Origin of the sequence: Tenacibaculum sp. 190524A02b (assembly GCF_964036645.1) — a bacterium.
GTDB lineage: Bacteria > Bacteroidota > Bacteroidia > Flavobacteriales > Flavobacteriaceae > Polaribacter > Polaribacter vairaonense.
This window is the reverse complement of sequence record NZ_OZ038525.1, coordinates 1,946,179-1,966,524: the sequence shown is the minus strand read 5'-3', so window position 1 is coordinate 1,966,524 and position 20,346 is coordinate 1,946,179. Positions and strand designations below refer to the sequence as shown.

18 protein-coding genes are annotated in these 20,346 nt (G+C 30.5%); 10 read left to right on the top strand and 8 right to left on the bottom strand.

Going from position 1 to position 20,346, the window contains the following annotated elements; genetic code table 11:
* Window positions 1-217 precede the first annotated feature (217 nt).
* Window positions 218-940, top strand: a complete 723-nt coding sequence (locus ABNT65_RS07740; protein ID WP_348704801.1) for a hypothetical protein — start codon at window positions 218-220, stop codon at window positions 938-940.
* A gap of 116 nt (window positions 941-1,056) precedes the next feature.
* Here the strand turns inward: ABNT65_RS07740 and ABNT65_RS07735 are convergent, their stop codons facing one another.
* The 4 genes from ABNT65_RS07735 to ABNT65_RS07720 all read right to left on the bottom strand — a co-directional run bounded on the left by ABNT65_RS07735 (window position 1,057) and on the right by ABNT65_RS07720 (window position 4,139).
* On the bottom strand, window positions 1,057-2,031 hold the full coding sequence (locus ABNT65_RS07735; RefSeq protein ID WP_348704802.1) for an MBL fold metallo-hydrolase: 975 nt from the start codon (window positions 2,029-2,031) through the stop codon (window positions 1,057-1,059).
* An 82-nt stretch (window positions 2,032-2,113) separates the two neighbouring features.
* Entirely contained in the window at window positions 2,114-2,986 is an 873-nt protein-coding gene (locus ABNT65_RS07730) for an MBL fold metallo-hydrolase (protein WP_348747599.1), read from the bottom strand.
* A 285-nt stretch (window positions 2,987-3,271) separates the two neighbouring features.
* Window positions 3,272-3,460: a hypothetical protein gene (locus ABNT65_RS07725; protein WP_348747598.1), complete on the bottom strand. Its 189-nt coding sequence runs from the start codon at window positions 3,458-3,460 to the stop codon at window positions 3,272-3,274.
* A gap of 94 nt (window positions 3,461-3,554) precedes the next feature.
* Window positions 3,555-4,139, bottom strand: a complete 585-nt coding sequence (locus tag ABNT65_RS07720) for a Crp/Fnr family transcriptional regulator (RefSeq protein WP_348747597.1) — start codon at window positions 4,137-4,139, stop codon at window positions 3,555-3,557.
* Between the two features lie 647 nt (window positions 4,140-4,786).
* On the opposite strand from ABNT65_RS07720, the gene ABNT65_RS07715 reads away from it, so the two are divergent.
* The 6 genes from ABNT65_RS07715 (at window position 4,787) to ABNT65_RS07690 (ending at window position 15,007) form a co-directional block, all read left to right on the top strand.
* Window positions 4,787-6,748, top strand: coding sequence for a YgiQ family radical SAM protein (locus ABNT65_RS07715; RefSeq protein ID WP_348704810.1), 1,962 nt, complete (start codon window positions 4,787-4,789; stop codon window positions 6,746-6,748).
* Between the two features lie 37 nt (window positions 6,749-6,785).
* Window positions 6,786-7,118 carry a hypothetical protein gene (locus ABNT65_RS07710; RefSeq protein ID WP_348747596.1) on the top strand — a complete coding sequence of 111 codons (333 nt, stop codon included), beginning with the start codon at window positions 6,786-6,788 and terminating at the stop codon, window positions 7,116-7,118.
* 513 nt (window positions 7,119-7,631) lie between these two features.
* A complete protein-coding gene (locus ABNT65_RS07705) occupies window positions 7,632-11,945 on the top strand; it encodes a CusA/CzcA family heavy metal efflux RND transporter (RefSeq protein ID WP_348747595.1) in 4,314 nt (1,437 codons plus the stop codon).
* Window positions 11,946-11,949: 4 nt separating this feature from the next.
* Window positions 11,950-13,146, top strand: a complete 1,197-nt coding sequence (locus tag ABNT65_RS07700; RefSeq protein ID WP_348747594.1) for an efflux RND transporter periplasmic adaptor subunit — start codon at window positions 11,950-11,952, stop codon at window positions 13,144-13,146.
* A 94-nt stretch (window positions 13,147-13,240) separates the two neighbouring features.
* Window positions 13,241-14,137 (top strand): cation diffusion facilitator family transporter, encoded by an 897-nt coding sequence (locus ABNT65_RS07695; RefSeq protein ID WP_348747593.1) that lies wholly within the window; start codon window positions 13,241-13,243, stop codon window positions 14,135-14,137.
* Window positions 14,138-14,176: 39 nt separating this feature from the next.
* The gene (locus tag ABNT65_RS07690) at window positions 14,177-15,007 is read left to right on the top strand and encodes a prohibitin family protein (RefSeq protein ID WP_348704822.1); all 831 of its coding nucleotides are present in this window, start codon (window positions 14,177-14,179) and stop codon (window positions 15,005-15,007) included.
* 34 nt (window positions 15,008-15,041) lie between these two features.
* Here the strand turns inward: ABNT65_RS07690 and ABNT65_RS07685 are convergent, their stop codons facing one another.
* Complete coding sequence (locus tag ABNT65_RS07685) at window positions 15,042-15,938, bottom strand: sterol desaturase family protein (RefSeq protein ID WP_348747592.1); 897 nt, start codon at window positions 15,936-15,938, stop codon at window positions 15,042-15,044.
* Between the two features lie 124 nt (window positions 15,939-16,062).
* On the opposite strand from ABNT65_RS07685, the gene rpsF reads away from it, so the two are divergent.
* From rpsF to rplI, 3 genes are read left to right on the top strand one after another with little or no spacing between them, the layout of a single operon-like run.
* Complete coding sequence (gene rpsF, locus ABNT65_RS07680) at window positions 16,063-16,410, top strand: 30S ribosomal protein S6 (RefSeq protein WP_348704826.1); 348 nt, start codon at window positions 16,063-16,065, stop codon at window positions 16,408-16,410.
* Between the two features lie 3 nt (window positions 16,411-16,413).
* Window positions 16,414-16,710, top strand: coding sequence for a 30S ribosomal protein S18 (gene rpsR, locus ABNT65_RS07675; RefSeq protein WP_348704828.1), 297 nt, complete (start codon window positions 16,414-16,416; stop codon window positions 16,708-16,710).
* Between the two features lie 15 nt (window positions 16,711-16,725).
* Window positions 16,726-17,175 (top strand): 50S ribosomal protein L9, encoded by a 450-nt coding sequence (gene rplI, locus ABNT65_RS07670; protein WP_348704830.1) that lies wholly within the window; start codon window positions 16,726-16,728, stop codon window positions 17,173-17,175.
* A gap of 123 nt (window positions 17,176-17,298) precedes the next feature.
* Here the strand turns inward: rplI and ABNT65_RS07665 are convergent, their stop codons facing one another.
* The 3 genes from ABNT65_RS07665 to ABNT65_RS07655 are packed head-to-tail and all read right to left on the bottom strand — an operon-like array spanning window position 17,299 to window position 20,346.
* Complete coding sequence (locus ABNT65_RS07665; RefSeq protein WP_348704832.1) at window positions 17,299-18,396, bottom strand: PolC-type DNA polymerase III; 1,098 nt, start codon at window positions 18,394-18,396, stop codon at window positions 17,299-17,301.
* A gap of 32 nt (window positions 18,397-18,428) precedes the next feature.
* On the bottom strand, window positions 18,429-19,088 hold the full coding sequence (locus ABNT65_RS07660) for a YggS family pyridoxal phosphate-dependent enzyme (RefSeq protein ID WP_348704835.1): 660 nt from the start codon (window positions 19,086-19,088) through the stop codon (window positions 18,429-18,431).
* Between the two features lie 19 nt (window positions 19,089-19,107).
* Window positions 19,108-20,346, bottom strand: coding sequence for a DUF1015 domain-containing protein (locus tag ABNT65_RS07655; RefSeq protein WP_348747591.1), 1,239 nt, complete (start codon window positions 20,344-20,346; stop codon window positions 19,108-19,110).

Here is a 20,346-nt window from a genome sequence, read left to right as displayed (position 1 = left end):
TTTAACAGAGTAAATAATTGAATAGAGAAAACTAAAAAATGTGCTACTAATACTGTTAATTAAAAATTCATAATTCAATATTTTCCATCATTAACCCAAAAGCAAATAGCTAACAGTCATTATAGGTATATAAAAAATTGTTAATTAAAAGCTTAGAGAGTAAAAGCAAATAAAAAACAAGTATATTTAGCATGCTAGAAATTTAAAAACACAAAAAATGAGCAAACAATATGAAACAGGACATTCCAAAAATGTTGCTAATTTTCAAAAATTGATCGAACAAATTGCAGTCTACACTAAGTACAACCCACCAATAGAAAGCTTAAAACTAGAAAATTTAAACATACTATATAATAGTGGACTTACGGTATTAAAAGAGTTAGAAGAAAAAAGAAACGCAAACAAAATTGCCATTCATCAAAGACAAGAAGCCTATGAAAACCTAAAGCCAATCAGCGCACAAATCATCAGTCATTTAGATATATTAAATCCAAACGAAGGAACATTTGAGCAAGCAAAATCATTAAAACGCTTAATACAGGGCAGTAGTACCAAAACTAAAAAAGTAGAAGAAAACAAAGAAGACGAAGAAACAAAAACAACCTCAACCTCTAGGCAATCCTATACAGAGTTAGCCGAAAACTTTTCAAAGCTACTACAAGTATTGGCAACAGTAGAAAACTACCACCCAAATACAGAAGCCTTAAAGTTAGAAAACCTAACAAGCTACCATGTTAATTTGGTAAGTACTACACAAGCGGTAAACCAAACAGAAGCAATATTTAAAACCAAGTTAATAGAACGGAATAATTTATTATATGCAGACAATACAGGACTATATGATATTGCTCAAGACGTAAAAAAGTACGTAAAAAGCGTATATGGTAATTCTGCAAAAGAATATACCAATATTTCAAAAATTAAATTCACAAATAAATAAAATAATAACCCATTTCTAGCACAAAACACCCTTAGTATTTTAATACTAAAGGTGTTTTTTATGTAAAATAATTTTATTTATAATCTAAATTAAGTAAGATAAAAACAATAATGTTTTTACTCAAACCAATTGGCACCAGGATCTCCAGGAAAGAAAGCATCAGGTAAAGCAAGCGTTAAGGCACCAGATATTAAATTAGGATAAAGTAAAGCCAATTCATCAACAACCTCTTGAACAGAAGTAGCAAAACTACCAGATGTTAGTTCTTTAGTCCCTTTAATCAAACCTTGAGCGTTTCTTAAGTATTCAATATTAGCATCAATTAATGTAGGGATATCGGTATGTGTACCTATATGACCAACAAAGACACGATTGTAATTACCAAAATCGTTTTTTAATTGATTTAAGCCAGTAATCCAATTATCTAGCTCATCAACACTATCTAAAGGAGTATATTCACGAATATAATTATGTCTACCATTATACATTAAATCACCAGGGAATAATACACCAAGACTCGGAATAAATATATACCCATTTTCTGCTGTTTCCGCATTAGGAATGTTTGCAAACTTAAACTCTAATCCACCAATAACTTGTGAATCATCAACAACATTAATAGCAGTTGAGTACATTGTTGTAAAACCAGTATTAGCAGCAAGATCAGCAGCAGCCTCTGTATGTGCAAAAACTGGCACATCTGAAAAGTTACTAATATTACCATAATGATCTGGATGGTCATGAGTAATGATAACCGATAAAGGTTTATTAATAGCATTAGCATAGGCTCTCATCTCTGCACCTTCATTTACTTGAGAACCAACATCAATTAAAGTAGCTGTAGTCTCAGTTTCAACAATAGTTGAGGTATATCCACCCGCATTAAAGTTTAATACATGATAACGTACAGTGTTTTCAGTAATAATCTCAACATTCCCTGTAGATAATATAGTAGCATCTGGGGCACTATTAAAATTTACTGTTGTAGGTTTGTTAATGTTAACATCGTCGTTATTACAAGCTATTATAATAAGCATTAGTAAAGTTAAACAAGTTACTATTTTTAAAAGATTGAATTTTTTATATTTCATTTTTTATATTTTAAGAATATTATATGTTAAAGAAAAACTTTAGTGGTAAAAAATTGATAAATTGAGTGTTATGAGGTGTTGTTTATCCGCCGTGAAAAATAGCCATAGCCATTCTGTATACATGTGTTGGAAGAGAATCGTAATTTTTTAAATCCTTATGCTGACGTAATTCAGTGGTTTTAGGCAATGTTTTAATAGCTTCCATAGTTTCTAAGTAACCTTTTTTAGTAGCCTTAATCATGGTAGGAGCTATAGCGTCATAAAGGTCATTATAAAATTGAGACGCTTTAATTAAATGTTTAGGATCTAGTCCGTCAGAATGGCCATTAACAACATATTTTGGATTTAAAGCAGTTAAGTTATTCAGTATTTTTCGTACACCTAACAAGTTAGAGTCTTCAAGCCATTTGCCTTCCGTGATAGCTCCATTAACAAACATATCAACACAGTAAACTACATTTTCTTTAGGTAAATGAACAATACTTGAAGCTACACCATCTCCAGCTCCATAATGATGAAGGTTAACTCTAGTTTTCCCCATCATAATTGTAGCATCAGTTTCAAACCAGTTGTCTACTCTTTTAGGAGTGATCCCTCTAACATCTAATTTAAAAATAGATCGAGCATTATTTTGAGCATAAATTTGAGCGTTAGGAAAAACTTCTGTTCCTCCAATATGATCATAATGTTCATGACTTAATACAACGTGTGTTACAGGTAATGTTGTAAGCTTATTAATTTCTTTTTGAATTAATTGTGCTCTATATGAGTTTGCAGGATCAACCACAAGTACACCTTTATCTCCAATTACAACTAATGAGTTATAATGAAATATTGAAATAGAATAGATGTTATTAGATATTTTTTGAACTTTAGCCTTTCCTTGGCTATAGCTAAAGCTAAATGTTGTTAATAAGATTATGACTAATAGTCTTTTAAATTTTAATTTTTTCATTTCTTTAATTATTTAATGATATTTTTATAAGTACTTATTGTATAATTGCAAAGTTCAGGTACATAGAAAACCTATGCGACAAACTAGATTATGAAAAGAAGTTAAACTAGATTAACATATCTAGTTGTTGTAATAATACTTTTCCTTGATTATCTGTCCATCTTTCCACTCCTGAACAGCTACCTGAGTGTAATTTTTGTTTCCTAAATTTTTATGAGTATAGTCAAATAGCCATTCAACCATAGAGATATTCTCTCCTATAGTTACTTTTAAAGGTTTAGCATTTCAGAATTCAATAATTGAAGCCATGAATTCTTTTTCCCGCTCTCTATTTGCTGGTTTTCCAATAGTAGGAGTATGCTCGTTCTCTTGCATAATCACATCTTGATGATAATACTTTTCAAAAGCTTCTAAAGATTTACCTTCAAGAATAAGATCATTTAAATTGCTTATTTTTTCTAATAATGTTGCCATAAAACATTGTTTTTTGTTTATAGCAAAGTTCAGGTAGGTGAGAAACCTGTACGACAAACTAGATTATAAAAAGAAGTTAAACTAGATTAATATTTTATTGTTCAGAGATAAGTTGACTCTTAATTTTACTTAAAAACTCTTTAGTAATACCAAGATAAGAAGCAATCATGTATTGAGGTACACGTTGTTCTATTTGAGGGTATAACTTTTTAAATTTTAAATATTGGCTCTTTGCAGACATGCTAAAGTTTCTAATAACCCTTTGTTGAGAAGCCACATAAGCCTTTTGAGTAACAAGCCTTACAAAACGTTCCATTTTCGGAACTTTAGCAAACATCAATTGTAAACTATCATAAGAAAACTGGATTACTTCAGTATTTTCTATGCATTGAACATTAAAATTAGCAGGAGATTGTGTTATAAAGCTACCAAAATCCGAAGCCCACCAATTTTCAATAGCAAAAGTAACTATATGTTCTTGTCCATCAGAATCAATATGGAATGTTTTAGCACAACCACTAACTACAAAACTTTCATTTCTACATACATCACCTTGCTGAACTATAAACTGCCCTTTTAAGTACTTTCTATATTTTGTATAGTCAGTTATAATATCAATTTCATCTTGGGTTAAGCTAATGTGTTTACTAATATATTCGATAAGAGGATTGCTGTCCATGATAAATGATACTTAGGTTTAGTTTTTATATGAATGTAAAATGAGTTTATAAGAAAAACATAGTATTTACACATAAGTACAAACAAATATAAAATAATATAATGACACACTTTATTGAATAGTCCCTTGTATGGCAAACGTTATATCTTACATGGTAATTGTTATTTGTTGAATGGAAAACATTATATCTCACAAGGCAATTGTTATATGTTGCATGGAAAACATTATATCTCACAAGGCAATTGTTATATGTTGTATGACAAACGTTATATCTTACATGGTGATTGTTATATGTTGTATGACAAACGTTATATCTTACATTGTGATTGTTATATGTTGTATGGCAAACGTTATATCTTACATAGTAATTGTTATATGTTGCATGGTAAACGTTATATCCCGCAAGGCAATTGCTAAACCTTACAAGAAAATATCTATTTATAAAAAGAATATTCGTAAATGGAGTATTGGAGTAAAATGTTTAAAAGTAATGTTTTTAGTTTTCAAGTATTAAACATTTACTAACGTATCAACACACTTCTACATTACTATCATTAACCTCACCCCAATGACTAGCAGCCAAAAGCTAATTAACAATCAAAAAAATACATGACCATCTAATCAAAACGTTGTACCTTTGTAGCGGTATGAGGATTAGACGACTTTCAGATTGGTTACCTACTACAAACAAGGAGGTAAAATTAAGAGGATGGGATGAATTAGATGTAATTCTATTCAGTGGTGATGCCTATGTAGACCATCCAGCATTTGGTCCAGCGGTAATTGGACGTATATTAGAAAGTTACGGATTACGAGTAGCTATTGTACCACAACCTAGTGTACATGATAACTTACAAGACTTTACCAAACTAGGAACACCACGTTTATTCTTTGGAATAACCGCAGGTTGTATGGACTCTATGGTAAGTAACTATACCGCCAGTAAAAAAAGAAGAGATAAAGACGCCTATACACCTAACGGAGATAAAGGTTTCAGACCAGATTATGCAACAACTGTATATACCAAGATTTTAAAAGAAAAATTTCCAGACGTACCTGTTTTAATAGGAGGGATAGAAGCTTCATTACGTAGAGTAACTCATTATGATTATTGGTCTAATCAATTAATGCCTTCTATACTAGAAAGTTCAGGAGCGGATATGTTGGTCTATGGAATGGGAGAGCAACCTTTAAGAGAAGTAGTAGAATTACTACAAAAAGGTGTACCATTTTCAAGCCTAAAAACCATCAAGCAAACCGCTGTTTTATTAGAAGAAGGTGAGAAAGTACCTAAGAATAAAAATTGGGAAGATGTAGAAATTGCTTCACATGAAGTTTGTTTAAAAGATAAAAAAGCATATGCATCTAACTTCAAAGTTATAGAGCAAGAATCAAATAAATTATACGCACGTAGAATATTTCAAAAGGTAAAAGCAAAAAAGTTAATGATTAATCCGCCATACCCAACCATGACGGAAAAAGAAATCGACGGCTCTTTTGACTTGCCTTACACAAGAATGCCGCACCCAAAGTATAACAAACGCGGACCAATACCAGCGTATGAAATGATAAAGTTCTCAGTGAATATTCACAGAGGATGTTTTGGAGGATGTAGTTTTTGTACTATTTCAGCTCACCAAGGAAAGTTTATTGCCAGTAGAAGTCAAGAATCTGTATTAAAAGAAGTAGATGAGTTGACTAAGATGGACGACTTTAAAGGGTATTTATCTGATATTGGAGGACCATCGGCTAATATGTATCAAATGAAAGGAAAGGTTCAGTCCATTTGTGATAAATGTGTTGCACCTTCTTGTATATCACCAGTAATTTGTAGTAATTTAGATACCTCACACAAACCATTAACCGATTTATACAAGGCGGTAGATAAACATCCAAAAGTAAAAAAATCCTTTATAGGAAGTGGAATAAGGCACGATATGTTAGTGCCAGAATTCAACAAAAATGCCGATCCTAAAGAACTAGATGCTTATACAGAAGAAGTGATGACTAATCATGTATCTGGACGATTAAAAGTAGCACCAGAGCATACTTCTGATCCAGTGTTGAAGTTAATGAGGAAACCGTCGTTTACGTATTTCCATAAGTTTAAAGATAGGTTTGATCGTATTAATAAAAAGAGAAAGTTAAATCTACAGTTAATACCATACTTTATATCTAGTCATCCTGCTTGTGAGCCAGAAGATATGGCAAACCTAGCTGCGGAAACTAAAGATATGGGATTCCAGTTAGAACAAGTACAAGACTTTACACCAACACCTATGACGGTGGCAACGGTAATTTATTATAGTGGTTATCATCCATATACGTTAAAAGAGGTAAAAACACCAAAAACAAAACAAGAAAAGTTAGATCAACACAAGTTTTTCTTCTGGTATAAAAAAGAAAATAGAAAGTGGATTAAAGACACCTTAACAAAAGTAGGGCGTAATGATTTACTGAATAAGTTATTACCCTCGGATAGCTCATGGAGAAAGAATAAACCTCAGAAAACAAAAAATACTTTTGATGATGCGGTTACCTTTAAACCCAAATCTAGAAAGTCTAGAAATAATAAAACTAAGGGAGGTTTTAAGAAAAAAAGAAGATAATTCGTATCTTAACCACTAGAATAAGATAATTAATTAAGTGAAACATTGCATCATTATCATATTAACTTTACTATTAGTTGCGCCACCAATGCAAGCGCATTATGATGTAGTAGTATATGAAGATGTAGAACACCACTTTGATGTAGACGAAGCTCATGAAGATATTCACCACCAGAATGATTCTCATGAAGAAAAAAGTAAAGAACATCATCATCACTGTACGGTAATTACCTTTTCCTCAGATTTTATAGCTACCGTATATAACTTTCAATTAATTCCTTTGATTGAAGTAAGAGAGGAAATTAATTTTTACCAAAATAAATATTCCAATTCGTTTTTAAACGAAATATTCCAACCACCTAAATTTTAATTTATTACTACAAATTTTATACTCTTAATAAGAGAGTTATGTTGTATTTTTAATAGAACATAATATGTAATGCTACATAGTTAACTATGTAATATTATATACAGTTTGTAGCTTCAATTGTGGCTTTTTAGTGACTTGTTTGAATAGAAATTATACGAAATTGTTATTCGTAAATCATATTAATACATTTTTCGGTTAATTATTTAGTGTTCTAAAGCTTAGTATATGTTTTAGAAATCAGATTAAGTCTAGTCGAAATCTGATTATACGCGAAGTTTAAATCTAAAAATAGCATGAATGAATAATTAAGTTAGAGAATAACATTCTTTATCAAGATCATGTAATTTAATGAAGAGTTAACACAATAAAAAAATATCAAGAATAATTAATTGAATAACTATAAGGCAATAGAATTATTCTTTATTCTAATAGTTTCATTTAAACGAAAATTTAACTCATAAGAGCTACTATCACAGACCGTTTAAAAAAACATAATAAATTAAAATAAATAGAATGTTAGATAACATTATAAAACAATCAATAAAAAACAAATTGCTTGTAGGGGTGTTTATAGCAGCTTTAATAGGTTGGGGTATATACTCATTACAACAATTACCTATAGATGCTGTTCCAGATATAACTAATAATCAGGTACAAATAATTACATCAGCACCTTCACAATCCGCTCAAGATATAGAACGTTTAGTAACGTTTCCAATAGAAATAACAATGTCAAGTATTCCAAATATAGAAGAAGTACGCTCTTTTTCAAGGTTTGGATTAAGTGTAGTAACAGTAGTATTTAAAGACAACGTAGATATTTACTGGGCTAGGCAGCAAATAAGTGAGCGATTAACCGAAGCTAAGAACCAAATACCTATAGGAATAGGTACACCAGAAATGGCACCAGTAACAACAGGATTGGGAGAGATTTATCAATATACATTATATGCTAAAAAAGGCTATGAAGAGCAATACCCGCCAATGGAGTTAAGATCAATACAAGATTGGATTGTAAGACGTCAATTACTAGGTTTAAATGGAGTAGCAGATGTAAGTAGTTTTGGAGGATTTTTAAAACAATATGAAGTTGCTATACAACCAGAAAGATTGCAAAGCTTAAAAATAAACATTACTGAAGTTTTTGAAGCATTAGCAAAAAACAATCAGAATACAGGAGGTGCTTATATAGATAAGAACCCCAAAGCATATTTTATAAGGAGTGAAGGCTTAATAAAAACAAAAGAAGATATCCGTAACATTGTTATAAAAAACACTACAAACGGAACACCTATTTTAGTAAAAGATATAGGAGAAGTAAGATTTGGTCATGCTGTACGCTATGGAGCAATGACAAGAAATGGAGAAGGAGAAGTAGTTGGTGCTATTGTAATGATGTTAAAAGGAGCAAACTCTTCAAAAGTTATAAAAAATGTAAAGAAAAGAATAGCTCAAATAGAAAAAAGTTTACCAGAAGGAGTAGCAATTCGTCCATTCTTAGATAGAACGAAGTTAGTGAACAAAGCAATAAAAACAGTAACAACAAACTTAATAGAAGGAGCTTTAATTGTAATTTTTATACTCGTTTTATTATTAGGAAACTTAAGAGCAGGTCTTATAGTAGCGTCTGTAATCCCTTTAGCAATGCTCTTTGCCATAAGTTTAATGAATGTATTTGGAGTATCAGGAAACTTAATGAGTTTAGGGGCTATAGATTTTGGGATTATTGTAGATGGTTCCGTAATTATTGTAGAAGCAACCTTACACTATTTAGGCTTAAAAGCATCAGGAACTCAACTAACACAAGAACAAATGGATGAAGAAGTGTATCAATCTGCATCTAAAATTAGAACCAGTGCAGCTTTTGGAGAAATCATTATCCTAATAGTATACTTACCAATCTTAGCACTAGTAGGAATAGAAGGAAAAATGTTTAAACCTATGGCAATAACAGTAAGTTTTGCTATTCTAGGAGCATTCTTATTATCACTCACTTATGTACCAATGATGAGTGCTTTGTTTTTAAATAAAAAAATAAAACATGAACACACTTTTTCTGATAAAGTCATTGAAGGAATACAAAAAATATATGCACCAACCTTAGATTTTGTATTAAAATACAAATTAAAAGTAGTGGGTGCTTCAGTATTATTTTTTATTGCAAGTATTTTCATATTCACTAAAATGGGATCAGAGTTTATTCCATCCCTAGATGAAGGAGATTTAGCAGTACAAACGGTAGTTTCTACAGGAAGCTCATTGTCTTATTCAGTTGATGTTTCCAATAAAGCATCTAAATTATTAATAGAAAGATTTCCGGATGAAGTTGAACAAATAGTAAGTAGAATTGGCTCCTCAGAGATTCCAACAGATCCAATGCCTATTGAGGCCACTGATATGATTATCATATTAAAAAATAAAAATGAATGGGTGAAAGCTGATAATAAAAATGAGTTGACACATAAAATGGAACATTTATTACAAGATAATATGTTAGGAGTGTCTTTTGGTTTTCAACAACCAATTCAAATGCGATTTAATGAGTTAATGACGGGAGCAAGGCAAGATGTAGTATTAAAAGTATATGGAGAAGACCTTGATAAATTAGTCGGTTATGCTAATCAATTAAGTCTGATAATACCAGAGGTAGAAGGAGCAAAAGATTTGTACGTTGAAAAAATAACAGGATTAAAACAAATTGTAATTAAATATAATCGAAGTCAGTTAGCCTATTACGGATTAAATATTTCAGAGGTAAATATGGCAATAAACGCAGCTTTTGCAGGGCAAAGCGCAGGTTTGGTATATGAAGGTGAAAAACAATTTGATTTGGTAGTTAGGTTGGCTAAAAGGAATAGAGAAAGTATTGAAGACCTTCGTAAACTATACATTACAACATCTAAAGGGGTACAGGTGCCTTTAGTAAATTTAGCGGAGGTAAAATTTGAAACAGGACCTAACCAAATTCAAAGAGATGATGCAAAAAGGAGAATAACAGTAGGTTTCAATATAAGAGAAAGAGATGTAGCTAGTATTGTTACAGAATTAAAACAGAAAATAAATAAAAAAATAAAGTTTGATCCTGGGTATTATGTAACTTATGGAGGGACTTTTAAAAATTTAGAAGAGGCAAAGGAACGTTTATCTATAGCGGTACCAGTAGCTTTATTGTTAATATTCATCCTACTATATATAACATTCAAATCCGTAAAACAAAGTGTATTAATTTTTACAGCTATTCCTATGTCGGCTATTGGAGGAATAGTAGCTTTATGGTTAAGAGGCATGCCGTTTTCAATATCAGCAGGAATAGGGTTTATAGCCTTATTTGGTGTAGCGGTATTAAACGGTATAGTTCTAATAGCTGAGTTTAACAGATTACGGAAAGAAGGAATGTCTGATTTAATTGCTATAATAAAAAAAGGAACCAATGTAAGGTTACGTCCAGTAATAATGACAGCAGCAGTAGCTTCTCTAGGTTTTTTGCCAATGGCATTGTCAACATCCGCAGGTGCTGAGGTACAAAAACCTTTGGCAACTGTAGTTATTGGAGGTTTAATTTCTGCAACTATATTAACGTTATTAATTTTACCTGTTTTGTACGCGTTATTAGAACCTATAAAATTTAAGAACATTAAGAGTACAAAACATTTAATGTTTTTATTTTTATTAATAAGTGTTGGTATGGGGCAAGCTCAAGAAGTACCTCGTAAAATGTCGGAAGAACAAGTAATAAATCTATCATTGCAAAAATCTGTTCTTTTCAAAAAAGCAAAATTGAATATAGAAAAAAACAAGGCAGAAATAGGAAAATCTATTGAGTTAGCTCCATTAAATTTTCAATATCAAAAAGTAGGGATTTCACAAGGAATAGAAGAAACAGAGTGGAGTATTAATCAGAATTTTGGTTCAATACTTACACATATAGAAAAACGAAAAGCAGCAAAAATTAAGAATCAATTAGCAAATGCTTCTATTCGTATGTCTAAAAAAGAAACCATTAGAAATGTTTCAAATTTGTATCAGGAATGGAATTATTTGTATGGTTTGTTAAGTCTGATGAATGAACAACAAGAAAACACTATTAAAACAAATAAAATAGCAAAAGAATTATACAAAACAGGTGAAATTGGAGGTTTAGAAAGTGATGTAACAACATTGCAGGTTTTAGGTGTACAATCTCAAAAAACTAAAGTTTATAAAGAGTTTATAGAGGTAGAGAATAAATTAAAACAATTACTTCAAATAAATTATGCAATTGAACCAACTTTAAAGTTTACAAAAAAGAAAAGTATTCCTAAGTTTCAAGCTATACTTTCTGAGGCGTTTTCAAGTTTATTAGAAAGTAAAAAAAAAATAACTGAACAAAACGTAGCCGTAGCTAAATCAATTTATTTTCCAGAGTTAAAAGCAGGACTTGTAAATAGAAAAACAGGAATATCCAATAGTTTTAATGGTTTTAATGTAGGGGTTACTTTACCTATTTCTTTTTGGTCTAATAGCGCTAAAATTAAACAACAAAAATTAATTCAAGAAGAGGTCGTTTACGAAAATCAAGCTACAAGTATTGCTTTAAAAAATCATTTGAAAAGTTTAAAGGATCAATTAAAATACCTTGATAATGAACTTTTGAATATACAAGAAACTGTATCGGTGGCTAATAAGTTCATAATTAAATTGCAACTAGCTTATAAGTTAGGAGAAATAGATGCTTTTCAATATACTCAAAGCTTCAATGCTTATTTTCAAGTAATGCAAAACTATTTGTCATTAATTAATAATTATAATCAAACCGTAATAGCATACGAGTTTTATACAAAAGACTAATACCATGAAAAAATATATAACAATAATAATAGCAACTTTTTTAACCAGTTGTGGGTTAAAAAATGATCATTCTAATCATGATCATCGAGAAGATATTGTAAAACAAAAAAGTATTCACAAAGAAAGTAAAGATAATAATCATAAAGAAGTAAAAATTAGTTTAAAAAAAGAACAATTAGCATCTGCAGAAATAAAAGTTGGGAAGTTGGAAAAGAAAAAAATAAGGAGAAGAATAGAGGTAACAGGTACAATTGAAGCACCTCCACAAAATAAAGCGACAATATATGCACCAATGGAGGCTTTTGTGTATCAAACAGATTTATTACCTGGAGATGAAGTTAAAAAGGGGCAAACTGTGGCTATTTTACAACATCCTAATTTTATTAAGTTACAGTATTCTTATTTAGAGGCAGTAAACAATAGAAATGTAGCGAAAGCAGATTATGAAAGAAAGAAACTTTTACTAGAGAAAGATATTACTTCAAAAAAATCGTACTTAGCTTCAGAAGGAACTTATAAATCATTACAAAACTTAGTTGATAGTTATGCTTCACAACTTAAAATGGCTAGTATTATGCCTAGAACTGTTATAGAAAGAGGTATTCAGGAGTACATACATATAAAATCGCCAATAGAAGGGTATGTAGTTGAGAACAATTTAAATAAGGGTAAATTTTTGGCAGCCAATTCTGAAATGATGGAAATTATAGATAATGATCATATTCATGCTGAATTAAATGTTTTTGGAACTGACATTGCTAAAATTAAAAAAGGAGATGATTTTGTATTTAAACCATCTGGGTTAGATATAGAGTATGATGGATATATTAAGTTGATAAGTCAGAAAGTGAATGAGAGTACAAAAACAGTAAATGTACATGGACATTTTGAAGATCCTGAACATAAATTAAAATCTGGAATGTTTATTAATGCTGAAATTTTTTTAGAAGGAAAAGAAGTATATGCAGTGCCAGAAGAAGCTATAATATCTAATGATGGTACTAATTTTGTTTTTGTAACTAATAAAGAACTAGAGTTTGAACCAATGGAAGTTGTTTTAGGAAAAGCGGATAATGGATTTGTAGAAATAGTATCAATTAAGGATAGTAATTTTACAAAGCAAATAGTGACTAAAGGAGCACATTTTTTAAAAGGAAGGTTGCTACAAATGATAGGAGGAATGGACGGCCACGCACATTAAAAATAATTATCCTCTTATTATGAATACTTATCATGATAAGGGGAAATTGATGCATCTTTTTTATAATTTAAAAGTCAATTAATCAAAACTAAAAATGGGGCATCATCACAAACATTGTCAGCATCACAATACTACAAAAAATTTAGCAACTGCATTTTTTCTAAATTTAGGTTTCACAATCATCGAATTTATTGGTGGTTTTTTTACTAACAGCTTGGCTATCATGTCAGATGCTTTGCATGATCTAGGTGATAGTTTAAGCTTAGGTTTGGCTTGGTATTTTGAAAAAAAATCATCTAAAAATCCAACTAAAAAATATTCGTTTGGATTTAAAAGGTTATCCATATTAGGAGCTCTAATTAACTCGGTTGTGCTTATTATAGGATCAGTCTTTATTATTACAGAAGCAATGCCTAGACTTACAAATCCCCAATTGACAAATGCTAAAGGAATGATGTGGTTGGCAATTTTAGGAATAGTAGTTAACGGAGTAGCTGTTTTAAAATTAAAAGGAGGATCTAGTATTAATGAAAAAGTTGTTTCTCTACATTTATTAGAAGATGTTTTAGGTTGGGCTGCGGTTTTAATCGCTAGTATTATTATGCAATTCTGGGAAATACCAATTTTAGACCCAATTTTATCAGTGCTTATTGCAGTATTTATATTGGTTAATGTATATAGAAATATAAAAGAGAGCATCCAAATTATACTGCAAGGAGCTCCAGAGGGAATATCAATAAAAGAAATCGAGGAAGAATTAATAAAAACTGAGGGAATTAATAGCGTACATGATACTAGAATATGGACTATGGATGGAGAATATCATGTTTTTACGATACACTTAGTTTTAGAGGATAACAAAAATATAGAAGAGCTTCACCCCCTTAAAAAACAATTAAAGAACAAATTGAACACATTGTTTCAGTTGGAGCATATAACTTTAGAGTTTGAGTATTTAGATGAAGAGTGTCCTTATAAGAACAATAATTAGTGAATTTAGTTGTACATTTGAGTAATAAAAAACATAAAAATGTCAAGAAATCAAATAGGGATAAACTTCCCAAAAGGAGGAGCATTATTAATACCAGTAGTGGTGGTGTTATTAATATTCATAGCTAAATCAACAGAAACCATTGGGCCAGGTGAGGCTGGAGTATTGTTTGAGCGTTTTGGCGATGGGATTAATACAGAAAAAACATACGGAGAAGGGTTTCATGTGGTGGCACCATGGAATGAAATGATTGTACAAAAAGTACGTCAACAATCTATTTCAGATCAAATGAATGTACTTTCCGTTAATGGACTTGAAGTCAGAGTTGATGGAACAGTATGGTTTAAACCTGAATATAAAAATTTAGGAAACTTAATTAAAACTAAAGGGACTAATTATATTTCAGATATTTTAGATCCAGCCATTAATGCAGCAGCAAGAAGTGTAGTTGGTCGTTACACACCAGAACAACTATATTCAAGTAAAAGAGATGTAATTGAACAAGAAATTTTAGAAGAAGCTCAAGAAGAATTAAAGAATCAATATATTGTAGTGGAAAGAGTGTTAGTTGAAGATGTGCAATTACCAAATACAATTAGAGATGCCATTGAGAGAAAACTAAAACAAGAACAAGAGTCTTTAGAATATCAGTTTAGAATAGAAAAAGCCCAAAAAGAAGCAGAACGTCAAAGAATAGAAGCGAAAGGTAAGGCAGATGCGAATAAGATTTTAAGTGCGTCATTAACTGATAAAATATTACAAGATAAAGGTATTGAAGCTACCAATAAATTAGCAGAATCTAGCAATAGCAAAGTAGTTATTATTGGATCAGGTAAAAGTGGAATGCCAATTATTTTAGGAAATCAATAATTGAATAAACTAATAGAATATAGAAAGAGAGTTTTTACAGACTCTCTTTTTTAGTTTGTATCCATTCTTTTCGTAAGTCAGATGATAATTTTCCAGAACCATCATGTTTCCATCCTGGAGGTTTTATCAAATATTTAAAGCGATTAAAGAGGTTTGTTTTTGTGGAGAAGAAATCAGAAAACATCGCTATCCATTCATGAAAAGCTACTTTAATTGGGTTGTAAGTATCTATATTTTTAACGAGACCATAAATAGGTTTTTCTTTTTCTGGTTCAAAGGTACCAAATAGTTTGTCCCAAATAATAAAAATACCCGCATGATTCCTATCTAAGTATTGTGGATTAGTAGCATGATGTACTCTATGATGACTAGGCGTATTAAAAATAGCCTCAAACCATTTAGGCAATTTATCAATTAATTCAGTATGAATCCAGTACTGATATAATAAACTAATACTCATTTGCATTAAAATCATAATAGGATGGAAGCCTAAAAAAGCTAGAGGAGCCCAAAAAATAAAAGTATAAAAACTACCAGACCAAGTTTGACGTAGGGCAGTTGCTAAATTATATTTTTTAGAAGAGTGGTGTACCACATGGCTAGCCCAAAACAACCTACTTTCATGTGCAATTCTGTGATTCCAATAATAAATAAAATCTTCCGCAAATACTAAAATCAACCAAGCCCACCATTCAAAAGGAATGGTAAAAAGTTTAAATTGATATAAAAACAAAAAGAAAGTAAAAGTAATTCCCTTAGTAAAAAGCCCTATAAAAACATTCCCTAAGCCCATGCTAATAGAGGTTATAGCATCTTTATATTCATAATCATCCATTTTAACCTTTACAGTTAAAATTACTTCAATAATAACAGTAATTATAAAAAAAGGAATTGCATAATGTATAAGGTTAGGTAAGTCAGGTACTTGCATAGAAGTTATAATTTTAGAAGGTAAACAAACTTACCGAAAATAAACAGTAAAATAAAATAGAGAATAGTTAGAATAACTAGCTAAATTTTGTATATTTGCAGGCTTAAAAATAAATTTATTAATTATGAACCGTTACGAGACTGTTTTCATTTTGAATCCCGTTTTATCTGAAGGTCAGATAAAGGAAACAGTGCAAAAGTTTGAAGACTATTTGACTTCAAAGGGTGCAGAAATGACTCACAAAGAAAATTGGGGCTTAAAGAAATTAGCTTACCCAATTGAAAAGAAAAAAAGTGGATTTTACCACTTGTTAGAATTTAAAGCTTCAGGAGATGTTATTGCTCCGTTTGAATTAGAGTTCAGACGTGATGATAGCATTATGCGTTATTTAACTGTAAAGTTAGATAAGCATGCCGCAGCTTGGGCTGACAAGAGAAAAGATCGTGTTAAATCTAAATCTGCAAAAAAATAATCTATGGCGTCAATAGATCAACAAGCAAAAGGAAATAAGCAAGGAGAAGTACGTTACTTAACTCCGCTTGATATTGAAACTAAAAAAGAAGCTAAGTACTGTCGTTTTAAGAAAAGCGGAATCAAGTACATCGATTATAAAGATCCAGACTTCTTAATGTATTTAGTAAACGAACAAGGTAAAATTTTACCAAGACGTTTAACAGGAACATCATTAAAATATCAACGTAAAGTTGCACAAGCTATTAAAAGAGCTCGTCATTTAGCTTTAATGCCATACGTTGGAGATATGTTAAAATAATAAAGAAGTAGAAACATGGAATTGATATTAAAACAAGACGTAGAAAACTTAGGTTTTAAAGACGATATCGTAACTGTTAAGAATGGTTATGGACGTAACTACCTAATACCTCAAGGATATGCAGTTTTAGCTACTTCTTCAGCTAAAAAAGTATTAGCAGAAAACTTAAAGCAACGTGCTTTTAAAGAAGCTAAATTAGTAGAAGATGCTAACAAGTTAGCTGAAGCTATTAAGGGTTACGAAATCAAGATTGCTTCTAAAGTAGGTTCAGGAGATAAATTATTCGGATCAGTAAACAATGCAGATGTTGCAGAAGCTTTAGCTAAAGCAGGAACTGAAGTAGAGAAGAAGTTTATCAAAGTTACTGGAGGTAACGTAAAGAGATTAGGAAAATACAATGCTGCTGTTCGTTTACACAGAACTGTAGTAGCAGATATCGTATTTGAAGTTGTTGCTGAAAAGTAATCAAGTTTCAAATCCTATAAAATAAAAAACCGCAATTTTGCGGTTTTTTTGTTTTATATCTAATTGAGTCTCAAGAAACGCGTAAAAAACTATTTAAATACTTCTTCGTCTGTCTTACTACGATTAAATATCCCCTTCTGCTTCTAAACGGATGATTTTTTGAACGCTGTTACGCAACAAATAGTTTTTAATAATGGTTTTGGCTAACTGTTTGTTCTCTATTTTAGTTAACATAGATTTTAAAATAGGTAGTTGATTTTGTTGAAAAGCCAAATTGGTAAATGTATAACCAAGTACTTCATTATTTTCAATCAAAATAACGCTATTTTCTTCAGGAACTCTTCCTTTGTCGTTAATTATAAAATGATCACTATTAAATGTCTTATTATTATTTTTACGCTTTCTAATGATGTTGTATTTAGGTTTAATACTATCCAGATCTAAATGGTACTTTAGCCTTGTTAAGAGTGTATTTCCTGTTTCTTCATAGGTAACGTCAGAAACACGTTTTAATATTTTCTGAGCTTTGGTAGTTTTCTTTAAAAACTGTTTATTTACTTCAAGTTTAATATTGTTTCCTCTGCCTATAAATATAATATTACCTTCTTCGTTATGAATATAGAACACACCTTGAGATTCAGGTAACTTATCTAGTATTTTGATAATACGTTGTTTCTCATGACGATTGTCGAAGTATTTAACAGAGTCAGAAATAATTTGTTTATCAGTATCCTTATCTAATAATAATTTAAAAAGCTTCACAGTAGCCAAAGCATCTCCATTAGCTCTATGTCTGTCAGTAACAGGAATTCCTAAAAATCGACAAAGTTTGCCTAAACTGTATGAAGGAGCATTGTCTATTAATTTTTTACTTAAAGTAACTGTGCAAATGGTGTTTTTTTTATAATCATAACCTAGTCTATCAAATTCAGTACGTAAAATTCGATAATCAAAACTAGCATTGTGTGCTATTAAAATACAGTCCTGAGTAATTTCAATAATACGTTTGGCTATTTCAAAAAACTTAGGTGCATTTCTTAACATTTTATTATTTATACCAGTTAATTTTACCACAAAGTCTTGAATATCTCTTTCTGGATTAATTAAACTGATAAATTGGTCAACTATTTGATGACCATCATATTTATAGATGGCTATTTCAGTAATGCCTTCTTCGTTATATTTACCACCTGTGGTTTCAATGTCTAAAATTGCGTACAATTTTTCCTTTTTTAAAGCTAGTTAATGTAAATCTAAGCAATATAATTCCTAACACCAAATATTGAACTACCTATTCTAACCATATTACTTCCTTTTTCAATGGCTAATTGGTAATCACCACTCATTCCCATGGAAAGTGTGGTTAAGTTTGGAAATACTTTTTTTTGTTGTTGATAAAATTTATTAAGTGAAGAAAATTCTTCAGAAAGTTGCTCTTGGTTGTCAGTAAATGTAGCCATTCCCATAAAACCAACAATAGTAATGTTCTCTAATTCTTTTAAAATATCAGAATTTAAAATTTCAGTAATCTCACCAAAAGATAAACCAAATTTAGTGTCTTCCTTTGCAATTTTAGCTTGCAGTAAGCATTTAATAACTCTATTATGCTTTTTGGCTTGTTTATTTATTTCTACTAATGTTTTTAAGCTGTCAACACCATGAATTAAACTTACAAAGTGTGCCATATATTTTACTTTATTTCTTTGTAAATGACCAATCATATGCCATTCAATATCTTTAGGTAAAACATCATATTTACTGGCCATTTCTTGAATTTTATTTTCACCAAAAACTCGCTGACCAGCATCATAAGCTTCTTGAATATCACTAACTGGTTTTGTCTTTGATACAGCTACTAACGTAACATCAGTAGATAATTGGCTCTTTATAGTATGTAAGTTGTTTTTTATCATGTTTAGCTATTACCTTAAATTAAAGTTCATATATAGTTATGGCACTTCTTAATTTGGGTTCAATATAAGTAGTTTTTGGAGGCATTAAAAGTCCTGCATCTACAATTTCTTTTAATTCTTTTATATTCGTAGGAAGCATCCCAAACGAAACTTTAAAAGTACCTTCATCAACTTTTGTTTTTAGTTCTAAACCACCTGATTTATCTTGAGAATAAATAATTTTTTTACTATTTCTAATGTTATGTATACCTAAAATAGGTTTTAGTACAGTTTGGTATAAAATCTGTGCGTCTAATTTACTTAAAGAGTCGGTAAATTCATATACTGATTTTCTTAGAGCTAAGGAATAAAAGTTACCATCTAAGTACATGGAGAAATGATGTTTTTCTTTAGGTTTATATAGTTCTAGACCTTTATTCTCTATTTTAAAAATAGTATCTAATTCAATCAAAAACTCATCAACAGAAAGCCCATTTAAATCTTTTATAAATCGATTAAATTCATAAATGCAAAGTTGGCTTTCAGGTAATAAATAACTCATAAAGAAATTATACGGTTCATTTCCAGTATGCTTATTATTTTGCTCAGCTAAATTCTCAGCAAGCATGCAAGAGGAAGTAGAGCGGTGGTGTCCATCCGCTATATAAAGCGTTTTTACCTTTTGAAAAGCGTTTGTAATGGTATTGATATCATTTATATCATCTACAACCCATAAGAAGTGTAAGTCTTTATCGGTAGTTGTAAATTCATATTCAGCTCTTTGCTGTTGGTATTTTATAATTACTGTTTCAATAATATCATTATCTGGATAGGTAAGAAGCACAGGTTCTGCGTTAAATCCTGTGTTTTTTAAATATTCCTCAAATAATAATTCACGTTCTCGTAAAGTACCCTCATGTTTTTTAATCACATTGTTATGGTAATCTTTAACAGAAGCAGCGGCTATAATACCACAAAAAGTTTCATTGGGAGTTATCTTTTTATAAATATAAAACCCAGGTAGATTGTCCTGAGTAAAATATCCATCTTCTTTAAACTCTAAATAGCGATTGTGAACCAATTTAAAGCGTTGTGCCCCAGAAATATCATTTTTATGATATTTGTACCCGGGATTAATAACGTGCAAAAAGGTAAAAGGATTAAAGTCTAATTTAGCATTTAAGTTTTCTGTAGAATATATTTCATAAGACTTAGAAGATACTAATGCTACTTTATCTCTTGTAGCTCTAACAGCTTTAAATGGTTTTACTATTGCCAT